General features: G+C 46.3%; 17 protein-coding genes. 8 read left to right on the top strand and 9 right to left on the bottom strand.

Features of this window, described 5'->3' with window-relative positions; translation table 11 throughout:
* Positions 1-1,202: 1,202 nt before the first annotated feature.
* The 5 genes from ECHVI_RS19125 to ECHVI_RS19155 form a co-directional block, all read right to left on the bottom strand.
* A complete protein-coding gene (locus ECHVI_RS19125) occupies positions 1,203-1,448 on the bottom strand; it encodes a YtxH domain-containing protein (RefSeq protein ID WP_015267682.1) in 246 nt (81 codons plus the stop codon).
* A 129-nt stretch (positions 1,449-1,577) separates the two neighbouring features.
* Positions 1,578-2,042 carry a hypothetical protein gene (locus ECHVI_RS19130; protein WP_015267683.1) on the bottom strand — a complete coding sequence of 155 codons (465 nt, stop codon included), beginning with the start codon at positions 2,040-2,042 and terminating at the stop codon, positions 1,578-1,580.
* Between the two features lie 312 nt (positions 2,043-2,354).
* A complete protein-coding gene (locus ECHVI_RS19135; protein WP_015267684.1) occupies positions 2,355-3,347 on the bottom strand; it encodes a 2-hydroxyacid dehydrogenase in 993 nt (330 codons plus the stop codon).
* A gap of 1,227 nt (positions 3,348-4,574) precedes the next feature.
* A complete protein-coding gene (locus ECHVI_RS19150; RefSeq protein ID WP_015267687.1) occupies positions 4,575-7,058 on the bottom strand; it encodes a hypothetical protein in 2,484 nt (827 codons plus the stop codon).
* Between the two features lie 157 nt (positions 7,059-7,215).
* Positions 7,216-7,395, bottom strand: coding sequence for a hypothetical protein (locus ECHVI_RS19155; RefSeq protein ID WP_041738917.1), 180 nt, complete (start codon positions 7,393-7,395; stop codon positions 7,216-7,218).
* Between the two features lie 26 nt (positions 7,396-7,421).
* Between ECHVI_RS19155 and ECHVI_RS19160 the strand changes: the two genes are divergently transcribed.
* From ECHVI_RS19160 to ECHVI_RS19195, 8 genes are all read left to right on the top strand, one after another.
* Complete coding sequence (locus tag ECHVI_RS19160; protein WP_015267688.1) at positions 7,422-8,684, top strand: hypothetical protein; 1,263 nt, start codon at positions 7,422-7,424, stop codon at positions 8,682-8,684.
* A gap of 71 nt (positions 8,685-8,755) precedes the next feature.
* Positions 8,756-9,796 (top strand): sensor histidine kinase, encoded by a 1,041-nt coding sequence (locus ECHVI_RS19165; protein ID WP_015267689.1) that lies wholly within the window; start codon positions 8,756-8,758, stop codon positions 9,794-9,796.
* 23 nt (positions 9,797-9,819) lie between these two features.
* Positions 9,820-10,587, top strand: coding sequence for a LytR/AlgR family response regulator transcription factor (locus tag ECHVI_RS19170; protein WP_015267690.1), 768 nt, complete (start codon positions 9,820-9,822; stop codon positions 10,585-10,587).
* Between the two features lie 370 nt (positions 10,588-10,957).
* The gene (locus ECHVI_RS19175; RefSeq protein WP_015267691.1) at positions 10,958-12,673 is read left to right on the top strand and encodes a pectate lyase family protein; all 1,716 of its coding nucleotides are present in this window, start codon (positions 10,958-10,960) and stop codon (positions 12,671-12,673) included.
* 306 nt (positions 12,674-12,979) lie between these two features.
* Positions 12,980-13,714: a hypothetical protein gene (locus ECHVI_RS19180; protein WP_015267692.1), complete on the top strand. Its 735-nt coding sequence runs from the start codon at positions 12,980-12,982 to the stop codon at positions 13,712-13,714.
* Positions 13,715-13,717: 3 nt separating this feature from the next.
* Entirely contained in the window at positions 13,718-16,483 is a 2,766-nt protein-coding gene (locus tag ECHVI_RS19185; protein ID WP_015267693.1) for a TonB-dependent receptor, read from the top strand.
* Positions 16,484-16,489: 6 nt separating this feature from the next.
* Positions 16,490-17,659 (top strand): DUF4249 domain-containing protein, encoded by a 1,170-nt coding sequence (locus ECHVI_RS19190; RefSeq protein WP_015267694.1) that lies wholly within the window; start codon positions 16,490-16,492, stop codon positions 17,657-17,659.
* Between the two features lie 40 nt (positions 17,660-17,699).
* Positions 17,700-19,310 (top strand): hypothetical protein, encoded by a 1,611-nt coding sequence (locus ECHVI_RS19195; RefSeq protein ID WP_041738924.1) that lies wholly within the window; start codon positions 17,700-17,702, stop codon positions 19,308-19,310.
* A gap of 186 nt (positions 19,311-19,496) precedes the next feature.
* Here the strand turns inward: ECHVI_RS19195 and ggt are convergent, their stop codons facing one another.
* The 4 genes from ggt to ECHVI_RS19215 form a co-directional block, all read right to left on the bottom strand.
* Entirely contained in the window at positions 19,497-21,245 is a 1,749-nt protein-coding gene (gene ggt, locus ECHVI_RS19200) for a gamma-glutamyltransferase (RefSeq protein ID WP_015267696.1), read from the bottom strand.
* A gap of 384 nt (positions 21,246-21,629) precedes the next feature.
* On the bottom strand, positions 21,630-22,508 hold the full coding sequence (locus ECHVI_RS19205; RefSeq protein WP_015267697.1) for a PPK2 family polyphosphate kinase: 879 nt from the start codon (positions 22,506-22,508) through the stop codon (positions 21,630-21,632).
* Between the two features lie 169 nt (positions 22,509-22,677).
* A complete protein-coding gene (locus tag ECHVI_RS19210) occupies positions 22,678-23,928 on the bottom strand; it encodes an NAD(P)/FAD-dependent oxidoreductase (protein ID WP_015267698.1) in 1,251 nt (416 codons plus the stop codon).
* 144 nt (positions 23,929-24,072) lie between these two features.
* A complete protein-coding gene (locus ECHVI_RS19215; protein ID WP_015267699.1) occupies positions 24,073-25,071 on the bottom strand; it encodes a 4-hydroxyproline epimerase in 999 nt (332 codons plus the stop codon).
* Positions 25,072-25,075: the final 4 nt, after the last annotated feature.

The raw sequence follows: 25,075 nt of genomic DNA on the forward strand, positions 1-25,075 counted from the left end.
GGGGACTGCCAGTTTTACTTATTGGCAAAACCACGGATAAAAAAAATGCCACAAAGACACCAAGGCACCAAGTGCATGTTGGCTTTGGCGGCGTATCATTGTTCTGATAACTAAATTCATCATCTAGTCCGCATTTGAAATATGGACTGCAGGGAAGGGCATTTGTCATGCCCTCGTATAAGTACTCCATTATTATCGCTTGATCACATTTTATCCATGGGGTGATCTGGGGAGAGGTGAAACACAAGATATTTTGTAACTATCATTATGTCTTATATATGTTCGAAAAATAGAGGCTGTCTCATAAGTCCTCGTCATTGCGATTCCGATGGATATCGGAAGAAGCAATCTCGTCATCCGTGCAATGAAAGCTCATCGAGATCACTTCACTCCGCTCGTGATGACGGATTATTTATTTATGAGACAACCTCGACACATTCTTAGCCATGGGGTGAAGCCCATGGTAAATTTGCCCATACAATATAGCCGGTTTTAGCCGCATTGACCGCCCTATTCCCCACAACTTCCCGCTAAAACCCATTTGTGCGGATAGCGGAAAACCATCGTTGTAACGGTGTGAAGTATTCTTTCATCAGAACATGTCAATATTTATTCCCTGGAAAAGTGGCTTGATCCCATTGATCATCAAGAAGGGGGCTACCGAAGTGCTGAGCTAGGCTTTTAGCCTTCGTTTCCAGCATGGGGTTTGGGGACAAACATCTACTTGAAGTCCCTGTCGGGCTGAAAAAAAATCCAAGGTGATCCTCTTAGACCAAGCGTAAAAGTTCGGGACTAGTCTTTTCGATGGTATGCTATTCGGCCACGGATGAACGTTGATAAAGACAGAAGATAGGATGCTTAGGCATTGTAAATCCGTGTTCATCTCCCCAAAAATATGACTTGATGCAAAATAACAGGAATTAAGGCTATATCGATGGCAAAACCCAGGCTAAATAAAAATGTACCCAAGACACGAAGTGGATGCTATAATCTACACGGAAAGTCATTAATAATTGCTTTGTGCCTTTGAGCCTTCGTGGCGAATCATTATTCCCCTAGATAACAAACTCTCCCCTCCCAGAAATATTGCTTGATCAGTTGAAACGCCAAAACATGCATTGAAAAAACAAAAAAGTCCCCGGTTTCGCAACCGAGGACTTTTTATCAAATATTCTAGCCTAATGGCTTAGGATGCTTTAAAATTAAGATTCTTTAGCAATTACAGCATCTTTTTGTGCCTTGACCTTTTTGCTAAGATCAGAGATAGAACCTTTTAATTCATCAAATTTCTTGTCTAACTTTCCGTTGAGGGAATGAGCCAAATCTTCGCCTTGTTTTTGGACTTTTTTTCTAGTCTTGCCTCCTTCATCAGGAGCAAACATAATTCCCAAGGCAACTCCAGCAGCCAATCCGGCTACTACTCCTAATAATACTTTTCCTTCACCCATAATTTTACAATTTTTAGTGATTTAAACTAATTTTAATTTTATTTTACAAAATTACGTCCCATGGTTAAAAACTTATGTACCAAATGGATACGCACACTCATATTCAATCAACAACCATGCTAGAAATATTCACAACCCCTGATATTCTTGATCATTTTCTTTTCGCAAGCGGCTTAACCCGTCCTCGGTCAGCCTAAAGATTTGTTTTTTTAGGATTCTAAAATCCTTTGCAAAAAGGGCTACCAATGCTTCCAATTCCTCTTGGCGCCTGAATACCTCCCTTGACACGGGACGACCTGTATAGCAGCCTTGACTGATCTCATGGAGCTGGCGGCTGACTTTGTCATCTACCTCTTCCCTTCTTCGATCCAAAATGGCCAACCGGTTTTCTATTTTCCTGGAGAAATTAAAATCAAGATCTTCCAAAAAATGATGGAAATACCCCGCCATTAGTTCCTTTAGAAAACGAATTTCATCTTGATAAAAGGCCAAATCAGACCTCCAATGCTCACCAAGCGCATAAAACTCAGTACTCAAGTCACCGTTTTGGTGCACGTTTGAGCTTTCTTTTTGATCTCCAAAACCAGCCTTCATAACTTATGGGGTGGATTGCGTCTACTTTTGGCATGCCCTTGTTTCTATCGTGGATTCAGGCCACATTTGTTTTGGTGGCTTGGTAATCCCATCCCCCAAAACCGGCATCCCCTGTTGTGACCCTGAATTCGAAACGATATCCCAACCAATATTTAGTTGAAATCACCTTTTTTGAGCCAATTGCACGAATTCGAAATACCATGTGCTTCTCTTGGATATAATTTAACCAAATGAACGCCTATTGACAACAAAATCTTAAAAAATAAACACAAAGCCCTTTCCCCGAGGAGACCCGAAGGCTAATTGCAGCCCTTAGCCTCCTTTAAGCTCATGAGGACTGGATTCATTTTTTGCCCAGCAGTTGAGGTTAAAGGCTGTGACTCCAGCTATTTTTTCCAGTGCTTCTTTGGTCAAAAATGCCTGGTGGCTGGTGATCAAGACATTCTGGAACGTAAGCAAACGGGCGATCACGTCATCCTGCAGGATATCTTCCGAATGATCTTCAAAAAACAGGTCTTCTTCCTCTTCGTACACATCCATCCCGAAACTACCGATTTTTCCGGTTTTTAAGGCCTCGATGACCTCTTTGGTATTCACCAAGGCTCCTCGACTCGTATTGATGAGCATCACTCCCTTTTTCATGTCTTCCATACTGGACGAATTGATCATGTATTGGGATGAAGATGAGAGTGGTAAATGGAGGGTGATGATATCTGATTCGGTACAGAGCGTTTTAAAATCCACGTATTCGATCTCCAATTCCGCTTTCAAGCTTTCATTGATATAGGGATCATATGCCAACAACCTGCACCCAAATCCGCTGAGGGTTTTGGCCACTTTGCTGCCAATCTTACCGGTACCGGCGATACCAATGGTTTTCCCTTCCATGTCAAACCCCACCAGGCCATCCAAGGAAAAATTCAAATCCCGCACGCGGTTATGGGCTTTGACCAATTTACGGTTCAATGCGAGCATCAGCGCAACGGTATGCTCCGCAATGGCTGCAGGAGAATACTCAGGCACCCGGGCCACTTTTAGCCCCAATTCCTCCGCGGCAGAAAGATCGACATGGTTAAACCCTGCAGAGCGTAATGCCAAATACTTCACGCCAAATTGCTGTAACTTTTCCAGTACCGGTCGGGAACCATTATCGGTCACAAAAATCGCTACCGCATCACTTCCTGCTGCCAGGTCTACCGTATCCATTGTCAACCGCACCTCCAAGAGCTTCAGCTCGTGATCCGAAAGTGCTTCCTTTAAATAACTATGTTCAAATTTGTGGGCACTGAATGCTGTGATCTTCATCTTTAGTGACATTAAAAGGTGGATGGTAACGCGTAAAATAACGCCTTCAGAAAAGCTCTTTACGGCTCCTTAAACATGCAAAAATTACTTACTAAAAGTAGCCAATTCCTCTTTACTTCAAAAGTATCCTTTCCATAATTTTGGATGCCCCCGTGTAAATCACCTATGTTTTTTCATCCTAACCTCTATTTTTTTGTCGTTATGTTCATATACATTGGTCATGCCTCACAGGACGACTCCTACAAGGATTTACCTTCTTTAAACAACAAATGGATCCATAACGCAGCTGAACGGTTAAAAAAACACCATGAAAAGATGATTTTTATCATAAAACACTTCTTTTATTGAATATTTTTTTATTAAGATTAAAATTCTTTGTTCATTTACAAGTAGCAATACTCAATCATTAAAGAACCCCTTATATTAATCAACACGGAAAGAGACAAGCCTTAGCAAATCCCTCTATCAAGATACACCAACTCACTGAGGGATTCATGTCAATCGTAATGCGGCATTTAAATTGATAAGGAGTCTTGAAGCATCTTTCCAATTATTTGATATGGCTGAAATTGTAATCTTTGAAAAGGATCTTGATCTGGCGGACAACATTTGCGAAATGCTAAAATATGGCAATTTCAATCCCGTTGTCTTAAAATCATTGCCCGAAGGTATAAAAATCCCTTCGCATCATCCTTCCCTGTTAATCGTGGGTTTTGAAGATCGAAATGATCATGCATTCCTAGCGAAAATCGACCAATTGTGCGCCCATTACCACTGTCCTCTGATAATCCTCTCCCCAGGCCTTCTAGGCCCAAATGAAATCGAACAATGTAACTGCAAGCTTAAAAAGGAAATCGTAAATAAGCCTTTTACTTTTCGGTCCCTGCACTCAGCTGTCCTTAAACTGCTCAAGGAAACCAGCACGGATACACCAGCGCTAGTTAACTAAACACGGAGTGTGCAGTAGAAAAATTATGGTGATCTTAAATAGTTTTGAACCCTTCGTTATACTACGATTTATAATTTCACCCACACGCTGAAACACCCTGGTGCTGTCCCATTTCATGCCGCACGTAAGCCCAATGCATAAATCCAGCTAAAGAACTAAAAAATACGGTTGCCCGAAAGCTAAAAAGGTTGAAGTGTTTCCACTCCAACCTTTCTTTTAGGCAATCCTCACCCAGAAGGCAAGCACTGCCATCAATTAACAAAAACCCAAATAACGAATTAATTATCTTTTACAAAGACATTTACCATTCTGGTCATGGTATGTCCTTCCTGATCTTTTACTTTAACTTTCACGGCTGCAAACCCCGCATCTTTAGCCTTGAATGTCAACTCTCCATCCGAAATTTCAAATCCTTGCCCTTCGGACCGATCCATCACTGAAAAACGAGGCGATTCTTCAAAGCCCTTAAACAAAGTCGATAGATCAAGCTCGAGCAGTTCTCCTTTGCTAAGAAAATAATGCGGCCGCGCCATCCAGTCCAAGTAATCATCCAGTTGGGTAAATCCATCCCGATCGGCATCTTGATTGGCATCTGAGAAGTCATCGCTTGGACTTTCGGGGTTCAATCCTTTCGCTACTTCCCACCAGTCGGGCAGCCCATCCAGGTCACTGTCCCAGTTTTCTGATCGGTGCACCTCAGGGTATTCTTCCCATCCGCCGACATCTTGCTCTGTATCCGGCATCCCGGGAATACCGCTCAGACTGCCTTTATAAGTATAAGTGCTGTCCAGGGTTTCTTGGATAATCCTTTGGTCATGATCGTCCAACACCGGCTGGTTGGCACCGACATCCGAAAGGACGATTTTATAAGCTTCCCGTGCAGGTTGGGTGGTGACATGAGAAGGAAAGAACGGCTTATCGACAAAGCCTTCGTACTTCTTATAATCACCATTATGATAACGCTCTCTTCTGCCCTCTTCCTGATTGTCCTCATCAAAATAACCCGGCATGACATTACCGGAAAAATAACCCCGCTGTGTTCCAAGACCAACGCCCTCATGATCAATGGTCAAGGCTATAAAATGCTTGGTACCCGGTCCGGGCTTGTAATAATTATTGACAAAATTCACCTCATGGGATCCTCCGTCCGTGGTTCTGCTTCCCCAATTATAAACGACATTGTTTCTGATGTCCAGCTTGCCTTTGTAGTAGGCATTGCCATCCAACCCGCTTCCCATACTCCAGTTTCTACCGTAATTATGCGCCAACAAATTATGGTGGAAACTACCAATATCTCCGCCTATCGTGGCTGCATAGCCGTGCATCTTTCCTTCTTCATATTTGCTGTGATCTGCCACATTCAAAGCTTCGGCAATCAGGGTCTTCTGTAAAGTGATGTGGTGTGCCCCTCGAGAGCTAAAGGATTCATCGATCGTCCATCTGATGGAACAGTGATCGATAATGCTGTAATTAGCACCGGTAAGCCCCATGCCATCAAATGTTCTGCCGGCACCGATTCCTACCCGAAGAAAACGGGCCACTCCATCGTCTCCGGTAATGCCAAGGGGTGCTCGCTCGATCATAATACCTTTCCCTGGCGCCGTCTGACCGGCGATCGTCACGTAACGCTGGTTTGACACCAGTCTGGACTTCAGCTCAATGGTCCCTCCCACGGAAAAAACGATTGTTCTAGGCCCTATATCATTGGTAACGGCCGCTCTTAAACTTCCTGGGCCACTGTCGTTAAGGTTGGTCACCGTGACCACTTTTCCACCTCTTCCGCCTCGTGCATAGCGACCATAGCCCTCTGCTCCTCTAAAGGCCAATTGTGCGGGCCTGAAATACCAAATATTTCCTTTGGTCAATGCGCCCTTTTCATCTATTTCATCCACCCGCCAATAATAGGTATCCATGCTGTAAAGGTCCGACACCTGATATGCTGCGGATGATAATTCTCCTTGATAGAGGTCACTATTGGGTGTGGCGGCCGCTACAGCCGCTTTTGAAGTCCCGAAATAAAGTTGGTGTTTGACGCTTCCTTTTGCAGGCTTCCATGTCAAGGTCACCCCATTTTCTGCCTCCACATGCTCATCCCCATCTTCAGGAAATGGCGTCTTCGCCTGCTGCTTGATATTGGGCGTGTTCAGTTCAAAGCCATTCCATACCAACTCTGCTGCATCTCCATCTGCTTTGGGGTCATTCACCATCCTGATCTTTACCGATTCGCCTGCGGCCACCTCAAACTCCAAATACCCTGTGGCAGTCGCCGCTTTGCTCTCGGTTCTGTTGGAAGGGATAAGGTCATCCGCTTGCAATTCACCATTGACATACACATCGATCGGTGAAAAGGAATGGTTCTCCGGGTTGTCAAAAGTATTGAAGAAACCCAATAAGGTATGTTTCCCCGCCGGAAGTCCTTTGATCTCCATGTGAATCTCCCGCTCGGCCACCATACCATCATTGCTCAATCGGGCATAAAAGGGAGCTTGAACACCTGCCTTGTACCAACTGCTTTGAAGCCCTTCTCCACTGATGGTAAAGTGGACGCCTGAAAAAGTCGCTTCGGCCTTTTGGCCTTCTTCCACGATCCAGGAGGTATACCCCGGCTCATTTACTTCTGCCAATTTTCTTCCTCCAAAGTCAAAATCAACTTTCACCGTCGGCGATTGTGCGTAACCCTGCATGGCCATCAGGCCAAGATGCATTACTCCGGCCAAGGTTAAAAAGTACTTTCCTAAAGTGGTCATTTTTCGCTTTATCATGATGCTATGGGTTATTTTTGGTGTTTGGATACTGCTGAAACAAGTCAGGTTGTTGCATCCATTTAAGCGTTCTTAGATACCCCAAAAGTACCATCCTTCTTCACCAATCTTAAACCATCTCCTGCCAAAATGGATATTTCTCCACTGAATCGGGAAATTAACCTGCCGAAAAACCTCCACCCACGTTCAATGGAATTTGGCCTTTCCTGCTGGCCCCTGGTACAAGGGAAACGTTAAACTCACTTCCCTTCCCTCCTTTCAGCCAGCTGACATCCCGATTCAGCAATCGACTGTCCCTGTTTAAAGATTCGCCATTGCCAATGGTCCTGTTTTCCACTTATTTTATATTTTCGTAAATCCAAAATGTATATCCGCTTGATCCATATTCGGCCCCTTTTGTTGTTAATGCTTTGTGTTTTCTCCAGCCTCCAGCTCAATGCCCAGCATGAGGCCTTTATCTACGGTGAAGTCGAACTCCGGGATGAATCGAGACTGAAAGGAATTATCACTTGGAGCGCAGGGCAAAACCTCTGGGTGGATCTCCTGGTGGCTGAAAAAAGGGACAACACCATCCTTGACCACCTCCGACAAGAAGACATCAGGCACCTCAGTGCAGGGGAAAAAAAGTCCGATTGGGGGTTTATGGCCCTATGGAAAAATCAATATCCTTCCCGGAAGCTTACCTTCCAAAGTCAATTTGGCAATATTTTGGAGATCATGGTCACGGGAGAGGAAGAGGCCACCATTGTCCTTAAAAACCACGAAAACATTCGGGTTTTTTTAAACGATGATCCGGAATATGCCCACCAGTTAGGGGAAGCCATCCACGTCCAGCTCCAAAATGGCGAAAGAACAAGCCTTCCCTGGAGGGAAATTGAGCGAGTACGGTTTCAGCGAACACCCACTACACTCGCCAATTATGAAAGCAAGCCACTTTATGGGCAAGTAACCACGCGAACGGGATATGCTTATGAGGGCCTGATCAAGTGGGACCTCCATGAGCACCTCGATGACCAATACCTCGATGGCACCACCATCGATGATCGCAGGGGCCGCTATCACTTCTATGAGGTAAAATCCATTCGGCCAAAAAACAAAGGGTCACTTATCCAACTACAGTCCAACAAAGAAATTTACCTGCATGAATTAAGCAATGTCACCAATAAAAATGCCGGTATACAAGTCCGCAATCCACATTGGGGGCAGATAGAACTGAAGTGGGGAGATTTTAAAACCGCCCATTTCACTCCGTATCCGGCTGGAGCGGGATTTGGCTACGATGACTTCAAAATCCCCAATGCCCTGCATGGCACCGTAGCGCTTAAAAGTGGACAGGAAATAAAAGGATCCATTTATTACGACCTGGATGAGCATTGGAGCATTGAAACCTTGGACGGCTGGGCAAAAGGTGGTGGGTTAAGGCAAGTGCCCTTTTCACTGATCAAGGAAATTTATCCCGTAAGTGCCACTCACACCGCCGTGATCCTGATGGACGACCAAAAAATCATTCTTGGTGAACGAAGCGATGTGGACCAAAACAACTGGGGCATCATGATCCAATCAACAGATGGCCAGTTCAGTTATGTTCCTTGGCAAAATTTACAACGGCTAAAGTTTGATCACTAGCGCAATCTTAGTGCTTTTTCGATGCAAAAACATAAATTGCACACAATTCGGTTTTAATTTCTACTATCTGGATGGAAGTAAAGAGGGGTTTTACAAATAAAAATTGGTTTTTTGTAGCGATGATCGCTGCAGCACTGCCCGTACTGGGATTGTTTGCCTTTGGTGAAACCAGTTATGCCGCTGCCCTGCTATGGATCATTGCAGTCCTGATCCTTTTGGTTTGGGGAAATATCAAGCTCCATCAGCTACTGGACAGGCTCCACCCATGGGGAAAACTGCCCCTTCGTCGCTTTTTGATTCAGTTTTTGGCCAGTGGTGTCTATTCATTGGTCTGTATTAATATCTGCTACTATTTTCTGAAAACACTTTTTATCGGCTTACCGCCCGACGGGGAACAAATGCTGCTGCTGAACATCTACGGCCTATTGTTTTTTATCCCTGTAATGTCCCTCAATTTTGGGGTATACTTTATGCAACGCTGGAAAAAAGCTGCGCTACGGTCCGAACAGCTCCAAGCAGAAAACCTCAAAAGCCGCTTGGAATCCCTTAAAGTACACATTGATCCTCACTTCTTGTTTAACAACCTCAATGTACTTTCTTCACTGATCGATATTGATACCGAAGATGCCCATCGCTTTCTGGACAAGTTTGCCGAAGTGTATCGCTATGTCCTCCAGCACCGGGACGAGGAATTGGTCGAATTGGATACTGAAATCGAATTTATCCACTCCTATATTTACCTTTTCCAGCAGCGACTAAACCGACAACTGAAAATCTCCATCGACTATCAAGCTGCCAACCCCTCCCATCACATTCCCACTTTGGCCGTACAAATGTTGTTGGAAAATGCCATTAAACACAATATCGCCACCGTTTCCCAACCATTGACCATCAGGATCTTCCTGGAAGAGGAACGGTACATCATCGTCGAAAACACGTATCAGCCCAAAAACAGGGAATATTCCGCTTTGCCCAAGTCTGGGCTGGAAAATATCAAAAAGAGATTGGCCTATTTCTCCGATGAGGAAATGGTCATTTCCCAAAACGATGGTAAATTCACGGTTAAGCTTCCACTACTAAAAGTGGATCGCCTTAAATCCTCCACTTACTAAACGCCAAACCAACGGTATCTGTCATGAAAGTACTGATCGTAGAAGACGAGCATTTAGCTGCCGCAAAACTGAAGAAAATGATGGAAAAATATGACAGCGGCATTGAGGTCTTAGACAACCTTACCGCTGTTCACGAAACGGTTCAATGGCTCCGGGAAAACCCCGCGCCCGACTTGATCATGATGGATATCCAGATAGATGACGGGGTTTGTTTTGAGATTTTCCAGCAAGTCGAAGTGACCAGCCCGGTCATTTTCACCACTGCCTACGACCAATATGCCATCAAGGCCTTTCAAGTACACAGCATCGATTACCTGCTAAAGCCCTTTTCATATGAAAAACTGAAGCAAAGCCTTGAGAAATTAAAAAAAATCAATGCATCCTCCCGCCCAACTTCCGCTTCGATCGATGTGGATGAGCTGCTCACCGCGCTGAAGCAACAAGAGCCTTCGTATAAATCCCGGTTTTTGGTAAAATCAGGAACGAAAATTCGCTCCATCAAAACAAGGGATATCGCCTATGTCTATACTGACCGGAAGCTAAACCTGTTGGTTACCAATGAAGGAGACCGATATCCCGTGGATCAATCACTAGACGAACTTACACACATCCTCGATCCTGACACATTTTTCCGCGCCAACCGTCAGCTGATCCTGCACATCGATTCGGTTTCGGCCATACACCCTTATTTCAAAGGCAGGGTGAAACTTGACCTCACTCCTCCACTGGACGCTGAAATCATCATCAGCAGCGAAAAAACACCAGATTTCAAAGCCTGGCTGGATAAATAGCACATCCTTCTCCATCAAAAACACCATTCGCAAGCGGTGATGGCGGATACCTCCAAAACTACTCGGCACACTGCATTTTGGATCAAACCATCTTGCTGTGGGATGATAAATGTCTGCATTTTTCGGAACAAGGATACTGCTGTCCCCAGCTTTTTACGCTTTGGGCTTCATTTCCAAGAAAAGGACATCTCGGGTTTACATCCATAATTCCAAGGCCGAAATATCCCGGTTCAATGGAAGAATGTCCCTTTTGAAAAGCCGTTGGTTACTGGATTGTATTAATTAAAGTAAGTTAGCATTACTAAAAAACAGGAATAAACAAGAAAGAACTTCTCCTGTTCGATCCAACAGAACAATAAACCATATTGCAATGCTAAAGAATCGAATCAGCTTTTTATGCTTGGTCATCACTTTCATGTCATTTTCGGAAGTGTTTGCCCAATATCCGGATGTTTCCTCCGAGCAGCGGGCAAAGGCAGACGCTATCAAGTCCGCAGCATTACAGCACTCAGATGAAGCTTGGGAAAAGGCTCGGATTGCCGTTTACCGGGAAGAAATGCAAGGCAAGCCCTATATTCCTTGGGCTGCCCGTCCTACAGACCTGCCCCAAGCCGATATTCCGGCCTTTCCAGGTGCTGAAGGAGGCGGAATGTACAGCTTTGGCGGTCGTGGCGGCAAGGTCATCACGGTCACCAGCTTAGAAGATCACGGCCCCGGTACCCTTCGTGAGGCATGTGAAACCGGTGGAGCCCGGATCATTGTTTTTAACGTGGCGGGTATCATCAAACTGGAAACACCCCTGATCATCCGCGCCCCTTACGTGACAATCGCGGGCCAAACAGCTCCCGGTGATGGCGTATGTGTGGCAGGAGAAACCGTATGGGTGGACACCCATGATGTCGTGATCCGTCACATGAGGTTCCGCAGAGGAGAAACCTTTGTCGGCAGAAGGGACGATGCCATCGGAGGAAACCCCGTGGGAAACATCATGATCGACCACGTCTCTGCCAGCTGGGGATTGGACGAAAACATGTCCATCTACAGGCACATGTACGATCCAGGAGGAGGATATAAACGTGAAAAGCTGCCTACGGTAAACATCACCATTCAAAACAGCATCTTCTCCGAAGACCTCGACACCTATAATCACTCACTGGGCAGTACCCTGGGGGGAGAAAACTGTTCTTTTATGCGAAACCTGTGGGCCAGCAATGCGGGCAGAAATCCTTCCATTGGCTGGAACGGCATCTTTAATTTCGTCAACAACATCGTCTTCAATTGGTCACACCGCACCACAGACGGTGGTGATTATAAAGCAAAATATAACATCATCAACAATTATTATAAACCAGGTCCCGTAACCGACCTCAGTCGCCCGGTAAGTTACAGGATCCTCAAGCCAGAAGCTGGGAGAAGTGATTTGGACTCCATGGTATTTGGCAGGGCATATGTTACCGGCAATATTGTGGAGGGCAATGAAAAAGTCACTTCAGACAATTGGCAAGGTGGCGTGCAAATGGAAGGAAAAGATGGCAAACTCATGACGTATGAAGAAGCTACCCACTTCTTTCCGAGGATGAAGTCCAACAAGCCTTTTCCCATGCCGCACATGACCATCATGCCGACCGAAAAGGCCGTCGAATTTGTGACCGAAAATGTAGGGGCCACTCTTCCCAAAAGGGATCCCGTGGACCAACGAATCATCCGAACGGTAAAAACGGGAAAGCCTGAATACGTAAAAGGACTCGATCCTGAATCCTTCTACCAATTCGAACACCGAAGGCTACCAAGGGACTCCTATAAAAAAGGCATCATTACCGATATCAGCCAGGTGGGCGGCTACCCAACCTACAGCGGCACCCCCTATCAGGACGCCGATAAGGACGGCATGCCCGATGAGTGGGAAAACAAACACGGCCTGGACCCCAATGACCCTACCGATGCCAATGGCGATCTCAATGGAGATGGCTATACCAACATCGAAAAATACATCAACGGAATTAACCCTAAACTAACCGTTGACTGGTCTGATCTGTCCAATAATGAGGACACGTTGGCCAAAAATGGACTTTCAGTGGAAAAATAAAGGTTAATGATTTCTGACAAGTCCAATTAAGGAGGCTGTTTCATAAGTCAACACATGTCCCCGAAAATGCTCGGGACAAGCGATTCCAAGTAAACGGGAGTGATTTGATGTACTGGTATTGTACCCAGATGATTACTTCTCAGACGCTGGAGATCGCCTTGACATGGACTTTTGAGGCAGGCTCCTTTGTATTTAAAAAGCCCTCCACATTTTCCTTTCGATTAAGCTTGAATACCACTTATCACTGGATTAAAACAATTACCAAACTCTTTTTCATTTTCATATGCGAATTACCTAATTTGCTGTATGATCAACTACTTTTACTTAGGAACTGCTTTATTTGTTTTCTGTTTCCTTTCCCAAATGGGCCATGCCCAGCATTTACAGACAGACCTATCGCTTCTACAACAGGCATACAAGGATAAAATCCCCTTTCCACAGGAGACCGCCACGGGAGGACAATATGAGGTGGGAGGAACCTTTCATGTGGACGGGACACCATTCTTGGTATCCTCTGACTATGGAGAAGGGGCCGTGAACATCAATGGGGAGGAATTCGACAAGGTCTTGCTCAACTTAGATGTCGTCAAAGACCAGCTCATCACCTATCATCCCCGAAACTATCAGCAGATTATTTTGGACCATAGAAAGGTGCAGACGTTTCAGCTGGTAAGCGGAAGAAAATTCATCCAATTACCGGACATGCCGGGATACACGTGGCATTATAACGGTTATTATGAAGTACTTTGGGAAAAGGACATCATGATCATCTCCAAGCATTACAAAGAAGAAGAAATCAAAAAAGATTTCGGTTCTTCGGAAAAGTCATTTGAGTTTGAAAATCATGAAGATTTTTTTATCAAAACCTCCAATGGCTTTCGGCGTGTTACCCGTAAAAAACACGTTGTGGAGACGATGGGAATTTCGAAAAAACAAATCAATAAGATCCTTCGTCAGGAAGGCCTGCGGTTCAAAAAGAACACACGACAGGTCCTGATTGCCTTGGGCAATTTTTACACTTCCGAATCAATCAACCGTTAACTTATGAGGAACCTTCTACGACAGTTTTTTTTATGGGGATGCCTTACGCTCATGTCACTTCAGGCATATGGCCAGGACGGACAGCAGGAAACCATCACGGGATTATTCCCTGGCGTTCGTTTTTCCCAATTTGTCCATACTGTGGAAAACAAAACCTCCTATCGCTTCTTCTATGACGAAGCGGATGTGGACACGCTTTCCGTAAATATCAGCGCCAAGGAAAATGACCTGGAAGATGTGTTGGATTTGATGTTTGAGAAAACACCACTCCAATACACCATTGACGACCAGAAAAGAGTGTTTATCCATACCACAGACCATTTTCACACGGGACTTTCAAAAAATTTCTTTGACCCGGAGCAGCCTTCGGACAGCCTGGGAAATACCCAGGACGAGCGCTACCTGGACAGGGCTTATACCGGCAACAAATTATGGACTATCGGCAGCCCGGACGACCAGGACGACGGTGACAAGGCCACCCTGCGTGGTCGGATCTTCAGCCTCAAGAATGGCGAACCGATCATTGGCGCAGTAGTCTTTGAAAAGCAGCAATACACGCGCGCTGTAACGGATGAAAACGGACGCTTTAGCATCACCTTGCCTAAAGGCCGACACACCCTTCACGTGCAGCATTTGGGCCAGTATCAAGAGCAGCGACAGGTGGACTTATTGGGTGATGGAAGCTTGGTCATGCAAATCGACGAAAGCATCGTTTCCTTGGATGAAATTATCGTCAGCTCAGACCGCTTGTCCAATATCAACCGCACGGAAATGGGGGTAGAGACCATGTCCATAGCATCCATGAAAAGACTGCCATCGGTCATGGGCGAAGTGGATGTCATCAAGAGCATCCTTACGCTCCCCGGTGTCAAAACCGTCGGGGAATCCAGCGTGGGCTTTAATGTCCGGGGGGGCGCTGCCGACCAAAACCTGATCCTATTGAATAATTCTACCGTTTACAATCCTTCTCACCTGTTTGGCTTTTTCTCGTCTTTTAATGGCGATATGGTGGAGGAAGTAGAACTCCATAAAGCAGGCATGCCAGTCCAATACGGCGGCAGGTTATCGTCTGTCTTGGATGTGAAGGGAGACTATGGCAATCAGGAGAAATTTCATGGAAAGGGTGGTATTGGACTGCTTACCAGCCGGCTGACCTTTGATGGGCCGATAGGTGAGAAAACCACCTTTTTGGTCAGCGGACGGGCGACCTACAGCGATTGGCTTCTGGACTTGGTCAATGAAAAATCTGACCTCAATGCTGCCGGCGCATCATTTTACGACCTTAACCTAAACCTAAAGCACTATTTTAACGACAAAAACGAACTGAGCTTTTCTTCCTATTGGAGCCAGGACGATTTTAATTTTGCGGCAGACACGTTGTTCAATTACAGCAACCGCAATGCAAACCTCAACTGGAAGCATTATTACAGTGACCGCCTGGAAGGTGAAATCATCCTTGGCATCGACCAATATGAATTTGGGATCGAAGGATATGAAAATCCGCTCAACACTTATGCATTTGATTTTGATATCGAGCAGTACAACCTGAAGGCACACTTCACCTACGAGCATGATGATCAGCATACCCTTCATTTTGGCATGGATAACATCTACTACAACATGAACCCGGGTAAAATGGTCCCTTTAAGCGACGAATCCATCATCATTCCGGAAACGGTGAACCGGGAAAAGGCCCTGGAAACGGCCCTTTATCTTGGAGATCGTTTTGAGATCAATGAAAAGCTGACGGCCGATTATGGTGTTCGGTACGTGATCTATAATTTTTTGGGGCCAAACCAACTGTACGATTATGCAGACGGGCTGCCCAAAAGTGAAGCCACTATCACCGGCGAAACGCGCTATGATAACAACGAAGTGATTACCACCTATTCGGCTCCTGAAATAAGGGTTTCCGGACGGTATATCATTGACAATTTCACCTCTATCAAGGCGGGCTACCATACGACGCGGCAATACATCCATCTGCTTTCAAACACTTCCGCTGCTACCCCTACCGACACTTGGAAACTGAGTGATCCCTATATCAGGCCACAGCAAGGCAACCAGTTTTCGGTGGGATTCTATAAGGATTTGCTCCTGAAGGAAGATAAGCTGGAAGCTTCCGTGGAGGTGTATTACCGTGGAATGAAAAACCTCATCGATTACAGAAGTGGGGCGGAACTGCTCTTAAACAATGAAATCGAGCAAGATGTGCTCAACACCGATGGAAGGGCCTATGGGCTGGAATTCCAAGTAAAAAAATCCACAGGAAAGCTGAGTGGATGGCTGAGTTATACGTACTCCAGGTCTGAGCTTCAAACCGCTTCAGATGAGCCTGCTGAGAAAATCAATGGCGGCAGCTGGTATCCCAGTAATTTTGACCAGCCTCATGCAGTAGTGCTGGCCATGAACTATGAGCTTTCCAAACGCGCCAATGTCTCCCTGAACACCAATTACAGCACAGGACGTCCCATCACACTTCCTGTTTCAAAATTCTACTATAATGGTGCGGAACAAGTTTACTTCTCCGACCGCAACGCTTACAGAATTCCTGATTACTTTAGAGTTGACCTCTCCATGAACCTGGAAGGAAACCACAAAGTGGACAAACCTGCCCATGCTTCTTGGTCACTGGGGGTATACAACCTCCTCGGAAGGAGTAATCCGTACTCCGTATATTTCACGCCCGTAAATGGTAACCTGAGAGGCTATCAATTGTCTATCTATGCACAGCCTATCCCGTACATTACCTACAATTTCAAATTCTAATTGGACATGAAGCTATCCCAACGCATATACACGCTCATCATATTTTCCCTGCTGCTGATCAGTTGTCGTGAGCCTTACGATCCTGAGATCAACCAAGAAGACTTGGGTATCCTCGTGGTGGAAGGGCACATCGAAACCGGAGGCCGAGCGACGGTCGTTAAACTGAGCACTACCGGTTCGCTGAACGATGTGCTGAATTCCTATATACCGGTATCTAACGCACAAGTATCTATCGAGAGCCAATCGGGACAGACCTATCCGCTTCCGTTTACCGAAAATGGCACCTACACCCAGCTGCACGAGCTTTCCAATGATCAACAATACCGACTAAACATCGACATACCGGACCAAGGGCTGTATCAAAGTGAATGGCTTACGCCGATCATTAGCCCAGCGATCGAGAATGTAGGCATAAAAAGAGAAGATAATGACCGGTCTGCAACGGAGATTTATGTTTCCACACATGGCAATGAAGATGTTCGTTATTTCGCTTGGGAGTACGAAGAAACCTGGATTTTCAATCCGGAATTGCGTTCTTTTTTGAAATTTGATCCGGAACAGGATTCCGTGGTGTATCGAGATCTTAGCACTGAACGAATTGACCGGTGTTGGCGCACAGAATATTCCAACACCATTAATATTGCCTCATCGGCCCGTTTCCAAGACGAGTACATTTACGAAAAGGTCATCCAAGAAGTGCCCTTTGGCTCGGAAAGGTTTACCCAAAGGTATTCCATCTTGGTCCATCAGCGTGCCATCTCGCAGGAAGCCTTTACCTTTTATGAAACGCTGAACAAAAACACCAATGATATGGGCGATATTTTCAGCCCATTACCTTCCAACATCAATACCAACGTCCACTTTCAGGACAATGGCAGCTACAAGGCCATCGGCATGGTCACTGCTGGCGCTTCGGCCTCTAAAAGGGTGTTTTTTGACCGATTGGATATCGGACATTGGATTGTTACCAACCCCTTTTATGCCGGTTGTGACTTAATCTACGATACCATTCCAGTGCCGGAAGCCTCCAATTGGTTTTCAAGTGGAAGAACAGTACCAGTACAAATCGTAGAAGGAGGTTTTGGAGGAATTATTGGTTATCGGGGAGGAAGTAGAAGATGCACCGACTGTACCTTACGAGGCACCAATGTTCAACCTGACTTTTGGGCTAATTAATATGATGATGAGACTAACCTTACTCTTTATATTCGCCATAATGGGATCAAACCTGCTGGCGCAGCAAAACCAACCAGTGTCCTCACTGCCAAAAGAGGACGTCTATGTCCATGCCGGCCAATCCATTGCCGTGGCCGGTGAACGGCTACCGCTATCCATCAACATCACCATGGACCAAGCGCCGACCAAGTCGACATTCGCGTATGCAGATTTGGTCAGTCGATCAGGGAAACGCTTCGGCGGGGCGGTCATTCCCTTGAAAAATGGGAAAGCATCTGCTTACCTCACCGTTCCGGAAAACACCCCTTCAGACCATTACTTGCTTAGGGTTTATTCGCGTTACGCAGCCTCCCTGAACGATGCCAGCCAGTACCACCAGGAATTGATTTCTGTGATCAATCCTGCCATCCCTCCTGCCCCTAAGGCCGCGGAAAAACCACTTGACGGCAATTGGCAATCCATCACGGCTTCCAATGCCATTACGGTACAGCCCGAAAAGGAAGCGCTGAACCTTGGCGAACAATCCAGTCTTCGTTTATCGGCATCCCCCGACAGCAAGGTCACCGTTTCCATCAGCAGGAAAAATCCATTTTTGGATAGGACGCAATGGGTGCAAAACTCCCCTCCCTCCAAAACCAAGCCCCAAATGGAAGCGCTTTTACCGGAACTTCGTGGCCACATCATCAAAGGCACGCTGACGGCAAAAGAAGCGGACACGACCAAACTGTACTTCCTTTCCGCTCATGGTGACCAATCGGCTTTATACCTCGGAAAGGCCAACAGGAAAGGAGAAATCTACTTTGACTTGGGAGCCCTGAAGCACTATGAATTTCTCCTGCTCCAATCGGATGTGGATTCGGTTCCCTTTGGGTTAAACTTACAGCTCCCTTTTGCCGATGCTCCCGCTGAAGGGTTGGACTTTCCACCACTTGAAATCACCCCAGCACAAAAAGAACTCTTGGACAATTTGGTGTTGAGTGCCAGTACAAGTACGTACTTTTTAAAACCTCGGCAGCAAAATCTTCAGCCCATCGTCACTGGCTACGCCCCTGACCGCGGCTACAACTTGGATGATTACAATCGTTTTGAGGACTTGGCCACTACGCTAAAGGAGTACATGCCCACGGCACTGGTGCGGAAAAACAAAGGAAAATACTACTTTAAACTGACCAATATCCCAGAACATTCTGTCTTTGATGGCAATCCGCTGATCCTTGTGGATGGGATGCCCGTTTTTGACAGTGATAAGCTTGCCCAGTTTAGCCCTGAAAACATCAAACGGGCTGAGATCATCAACCGCCGCTTTTATATTCTCAGCTATGGATTTGATGGAATCCTAAGTTTCACTTCTTACGACAATGACTTTGGAGGCTACCCCATTCCTGAACATGCGCTGTACCTGGAATACCCTCCCATCCAGCAGCCTGTAAGCTGGCAGTTCAATGCTCCCAAAAAGGACGAGCATTTTCCAGATTTTAGGTCTGTTTTGCTTTGGGAAGAATCGGTTCAGCTGGACGATTCCGGAAAGGCAAGCCTTTCATTTACAGCCTCGCAGGTGCCCGGAACCTATGAAATCAGGGTCAGCCAAATTACACCAGATGGTCGCCAAGTTTGGACCACGAAGGAATTGGAAGTTATCGACGAAAAATAAGCCCACCGTATGGGGATCAAGCACTATTCCCGGAGGCTCCTTCCCCAAAAGGAGGACCTTTCGGGTTTAAGCCATGGATAAAAGGGATGAACACAGATTTGCTCGAATGATGTTATCCGCCGTGGCCGTTTAGATCGCAATGCCTGTGTGCCACGGCATAGAGAAGAAAATAGCCAATGCAGCAGGTTAAAAACCTGCTGCCCAATCGTCTCCGCGAGGATCACCGGCACCTTCCAGCTTACCGTCCGGCCCTACCAATATCGCATCTACCCGTCCAATGCTGCCCCTTTCTTTGATTTGGTGGCCCATTTTTTCTAGGGCTTTTTTGATCGCTGGATCCAAGGCATCTCTTTCGGGAAAAATAAAATTGGGCTTCCACTGGTGGTGTACCCTGCCACTGGATACCGCATCGGTCATGTTCATCTCATGGTCCAGCACATTCATGACCACTTGGTAAACAGAAGTAATGATCGTACTTCCCCCCGGTGTTCCGACCACCATTTTAAGCTTTCCATCTTTTTCCACTATGGTTGGGGTCATGGCGCTCAGCATGCGCTTTTCAGGCTGAATGGCATTGGCCTTTCCTCCCAGGAGTCCGTAAACATTGGGCACCCCTGGTTTGCTGCTAAAGTCATCCATTTCATTGTTCATCAAGAAGCCGGCTCCGGAAACGAATACCTTGGAGCCATAGCCGGAATTGATGGTGGTCGTCACCGACACGGCATGGCCATTGGCGTCCACGATGGAGTAATGGGTGGTTTCTTCGCTCTCCTGGTGATTTAGCTGCATGGCCAGCACCTCTTCACTATCGGTGGCCTTATTCGGATTGATCTGCTTTACGCGACTGGCAATATATTGGTCATCCAACAGTGCTTTCTGCGGCACCTCCCAAAAGTCTGCATCCCCAAGGTGCTTGGCCCTATCCGCATAGACCCTTCGCTCCATTTCGGTCATCAGGTGAATGGTTTCGGGAGTATGGAAGCCCAGATCGCCCATTGGAAAATGCTCCGACATTTTTAGCAATTGCATCAGGGCAATGCCGCCACTGCTGGGCGGTCCCATGCTATAAATGGTCGCCCCCCGGTACTGGCCGGTGATAGGTTCACGCCACTTGGACGTGTACTTGGCCATGTCTTCCAGCTCGATGATGCCATTTCCAGCTTTCATCTCTGCCACCAGCAATTCGGCCGTTTTCCCTTTATAAAAACCATCTCTTCCCGCTTTTTGGATGCGTTTGATGGTAGCGGCCAAGTCTTTTTGGATCAGCAGGTCGCCTTCTGCCCATTCTCCTTCCAGCTTTACCAAAGGAATGTCTGTGCTATCGCGGTTATGCTCGATGAACGTCTTACGGTACCTGTTATAATTATTGGCCTGCTTGGCGGTGATCGCAAAACCACTCCGTGCCAAGGTATAGGCGGGCTGTAACAATTCCTTCAAGGGAATAGTGCCATATCGGGCATGGGCCTTGAGCATGCCGTCCACGGATCCGGGAACGCCCGAAGCCATCGGCCCAGCCAGGCTGAGGCCATCGATGATATCCCCATTTTCATCTTGGTACATTTCCTCGTATGCCGCTAGGGGTGCCTTTTCTCTAAAATCCAGCGACACCACTTCCCCATTCGGCTGACGGTACATCATAAAGCCTCCGCCGCCCAAGTTTCCCGCTGCGGGGTACACCACCGCCAGCGCAAAATGCACCGCGACCATCGCATCAACGGCATTTCCTCCTTTCTCAAGCACCTCCACGCCCACTCGAGTGGCCTCTGGATGGGCGGATACCACCATGGCCTTTTCACCAAAAACGGTTTTGCCTTCCAGGTATTCCTTTTGGCCCAGGTTGGCACAGCCGGAAACATACACCAAGGCCATCAACAGGGCCGTTATTTTCAAAAAAAATCGCTTGTCAGCCATTTGCTGTCGTACTATCAACTTCATAAAGGGGATTTGTTTTAATTTTTGTGTACTCCTATTACTATTTTGTCAATCAGACCGCTCCATACCTCCGTAACACCTGCAAAATATCTGCTTTTTTTGCGAATATTTTGTTTCCGTTGGTCAAAAAAACTTGAAAGGGTAAGGAATTTTTCCTAAAAAATCCCAGGGAGTAAGCAAGATTAAGAGTTCACAACAGATGGTCTAAATGTATGAATCCTACTAAAGCTGTGATTACCATGGCAAGGTATAATTATTCGTGAACTTTGGTTTTTCAATGGTTCTCATAAATGTTAACGTATTGCCGAAAGCAAATCACCACTTAGCAGTTTGTAGTGCCCGTATGAAGAAGCGGTGAACACACCTTGCATTCCGCACAGGAAACCTTTATTCATGGTGGAGCTGCTTTTTATAAACATCTAACTTTGCCCTTACCTCTTCTCCTAGCACGGGATATTTGATGTCTTTTCGCTCTTTCAGCTCATCATACATAATGTCGGCCACTATGGTTCTAGCAGCCTTTTTATTGTCTGCCGGAATAATATACCACGGTGCATGGTCCGTTGAGGTAATATTGATGGCTTCTTCATAATATTGCTGGTATTTGTCCCACAAGGTGCGTTCTTTTAGATCATCTGGAGAGAATTTCCAGTTTTTTTCCTCAAGACGTAACCTCCTTAACAGCCTATTCTTTTGCTCCTCTTTGGATAAATGGAGAAAAAACTTGAAAATAATGGTGCCATTTTGTGCCAAATGCCTTTCAAATGCCTTGATCTGCTCAAAACGTTCATGCCAAAAGGCATCCGTAATATCTTCCACCGAATCTACTCCAGGAAGGTGCTCTCCCAAGATGTACTCGGGATGTACCCGGGTTACCAATACATTTTCGTAGTGGGAGCGGTTAAAGACACCAAATTTCCCACGGGCAGGCAATGCTATATAATGTCGCCACAAATAGTCTTGTTTCTTTTGGATACTAGTAGGCGTTTTAAAACTATGCACCACTACTCCTCTTGAGTTAAAATCCTTAAAGACTTCTCGTATCAAGCTGTCTTTCCCTGCGGTATCCATGCCTTGAAAACACACCAACACACTATACTTGCCGTGGGCGTACAGGACATCTTGTAGCTTTCCTATTTTCCTTCTGATATCACTCAGGCGATCCTTCAATTGATCATCTGAAGCATTTAGATTGGTTAAGGTCGGTACATCTTTCAAACGGATAGGGGCATCTACTCGATAATAAGAAGTCTTGATTTTATCCATTGCTTTTTTTATTCAATATAAAATCATTTCATCAAAACTCCATAGGACCTTGAATACCATTGGAAGGCATAGGTGTTTTTGAGTACTGGTTAATGAAGGATTTTGCATTGAACGGCATGAGTCAAATCTACTTGCTCCTTAAATCACCCCCATACATGAAATCTGTTTTTTACCGAGCATACCGATCCACTGCAAATGCATCGGTTTTTAGGGTTCCGATCTTTCCGCTTTTGAGGTCCGCCAAAAGTTTGCCGGTGGCCGGTGCCAAGCTTACGCCCATCATGCTATGGCCCGCCCCGAAGGCGACATTTTCCCAGCCGGGGGCCTTGCCGATATAGGGCAACCCGTCGGGTGAGCAGGGGCGCATGCCTTTCCAAATCTTGTCTTGGGAAGGAAATGCTGCCTTAAATTCAGGATAATAGGCTTTTATGGACTCAAAAATTCCTTGCACCCGGCGCATATTTATTTTGTCCACGTGACTGGAAATTTCCATGGTTCCCCCAAACCGGACCTTCTCGCCATAAGGGCTTTGGGATACCCTGGCCTCGGTAAGGATACTTGCCTGCTTCAGCTCCGGCGTATTGGGCAGCTCAAAACTATAGCCCTTCCCTCCCATCATGGGAAGCCTGAACCCAAGCATCTTAGCGATCTCCCCGGACCAAGACCCGGCGCAAACCATCACCTGGCCACAGTCGATCTTACCTTCATTGGTCATGACGGCGTTTACATTACCGGCTGATTTCTCAAATCCGGTGATGGTGACATTACGCTGGAGCTGGACACCACTTTTCTCCAAGTGGTTTTTGAGCAAGCGGTAGAGGTCCTTGGGCGAAAGGTGGGCATCATCGGGAAAATATACGCCACCAAGGACATCCACTTCGTGGTGAGGCTCCAGTTTACGGATATCATCCTTGCTGAGGATTTCAGCGCGTAGCCCACTTTCACGGGCCAAATGCGCCAGGGCTGCTTCCTCCTTCTCTCCTTCCTTGGTTTTGTAAAGCATCAGTAATCCTCGATCTTGTAATTTTATAGCCTCATTACCATGTGTGGCGACAAAATCCAAGTAAAGCTGCTTGCTGTACAGGCTAATTGCCTTGAGGTAAGGGATGGAGCGCTGCACATGGGCAGCATTGGAGTGACGGTAAAATTGCAAGCACCAATCCACCAAACGCTTATCCAAACGGGGCTGAATATAAAAAGGGCTCTTGGACGAGAACATCCAGGCCATCCCTTTGGCGATCATCCCCGGAGAAGCCAAGGGCACAATATGACTGGGCACGATCATGCCGGCATTGCCCGTAGAACAATTCTCCTCCATGTCTCCTTTGTCCACGACAATCACCTCTTCTCCCTGCTGCTGGAGAAAATATGCCGTAAAGAGTCCTACCACACCACCTCCAATTACCACCGTTGGTTTCATATTGCTTTGTTGTCGAATTGTTTTGTGTTCAACTGTTATTCTGTGGATAGCGATAAGGCTAATCCATCTTTGCACTTGGTTCTGAATACTTGATCCCGTGTACCTCGTACTTACATTTGTCTATAATCGGCCCGCTACCCTTTCCTAAATCACCTGAAATCCATGCACATACGGATCATCATCGTCAAGGAAAATGGTATTGTATCCGGTGATTTTAGCCCAGCCTTCGATGCTGGGAATGATGGCATCATAGTCGCCAACGTTGGTCTCCCCGATAATCTCACCGGTAAAGGTGGAGCCGATATAGCTTTCGTTGACAAAGGGTTCATTTGCCTTGAGTAATCCGCGGGAATACAATTGGGCCATCCGCGCCGAAGTCCCCGTCCCACATGGAGAGCGGTCGATGGCCTTGTCGCCATAAAAAACGGCATTTCGGCCATGGGAATGTTCATCCAAGGTCCTGCCAATCCACTGGATATGGCTGAGGCCGTTGATCCGCGAATTTTCGGGATGCACAAAGGTATAAACTTCATTGATCGCCTTGCGCAGTTTTCGGCTCATGGTAATCAGCTGCTCTGCGGTAAAGTCCTGTAATCCTCCGAAATTTTCCTGCGGCTCGATAATCGCATAGAAATTACCGCCGTAGGAAACATCAAAGATCAACTCTCCAAGCACGTCACAGCTGATGTTCAAATCCTTCGCAATCACAAAGCTGGGGACATTGGTCAATTTGACGGAAGTAACCTTCTCTCCTTCTTGCGTATAACTCACCAAAACCAACCCTGCGGGGGTCTCCAACCTTAGCTTTCCAGGTACCTTTGGCGTGATCAGTCCTTCCTCAATGGCCACTGTCACCGTTCCGATCGTACCATGTCCGCACATGGGCAAGCACCCGCTGGTCTCAATGTACAAAACAGCCACATCATTCTCAGGATCATGTGGCGGATAAAGCATGGAGCCGGACATCATATCATGCCCTCTCGGCTCAAACATCAACCCTCTTCTGATCCAATCGTAATGTTTGATGAAAAATTGCCTTTTCTCAAACATGTTTTCCCCTTCCAAAAAAGGGAGACCGCCCGTGACCACCCGTACCGGATTGCCACACGTGTGGGCGTCAATACAACTAAAGGTTTTTTTCATTTAT

The sequence above is a fragment of the Echinicola vietnamensis DSM 17526 genome, assembly GCF_000325705.1.
In the GTDB taxonomy this organism is placed as follows: domain Bacteria; phylum Bacteroidota; class Bacteroidia; order Cytophagales; family Cyclobacteriaceae; genus Echinicola; species Echinicola vietnamensis.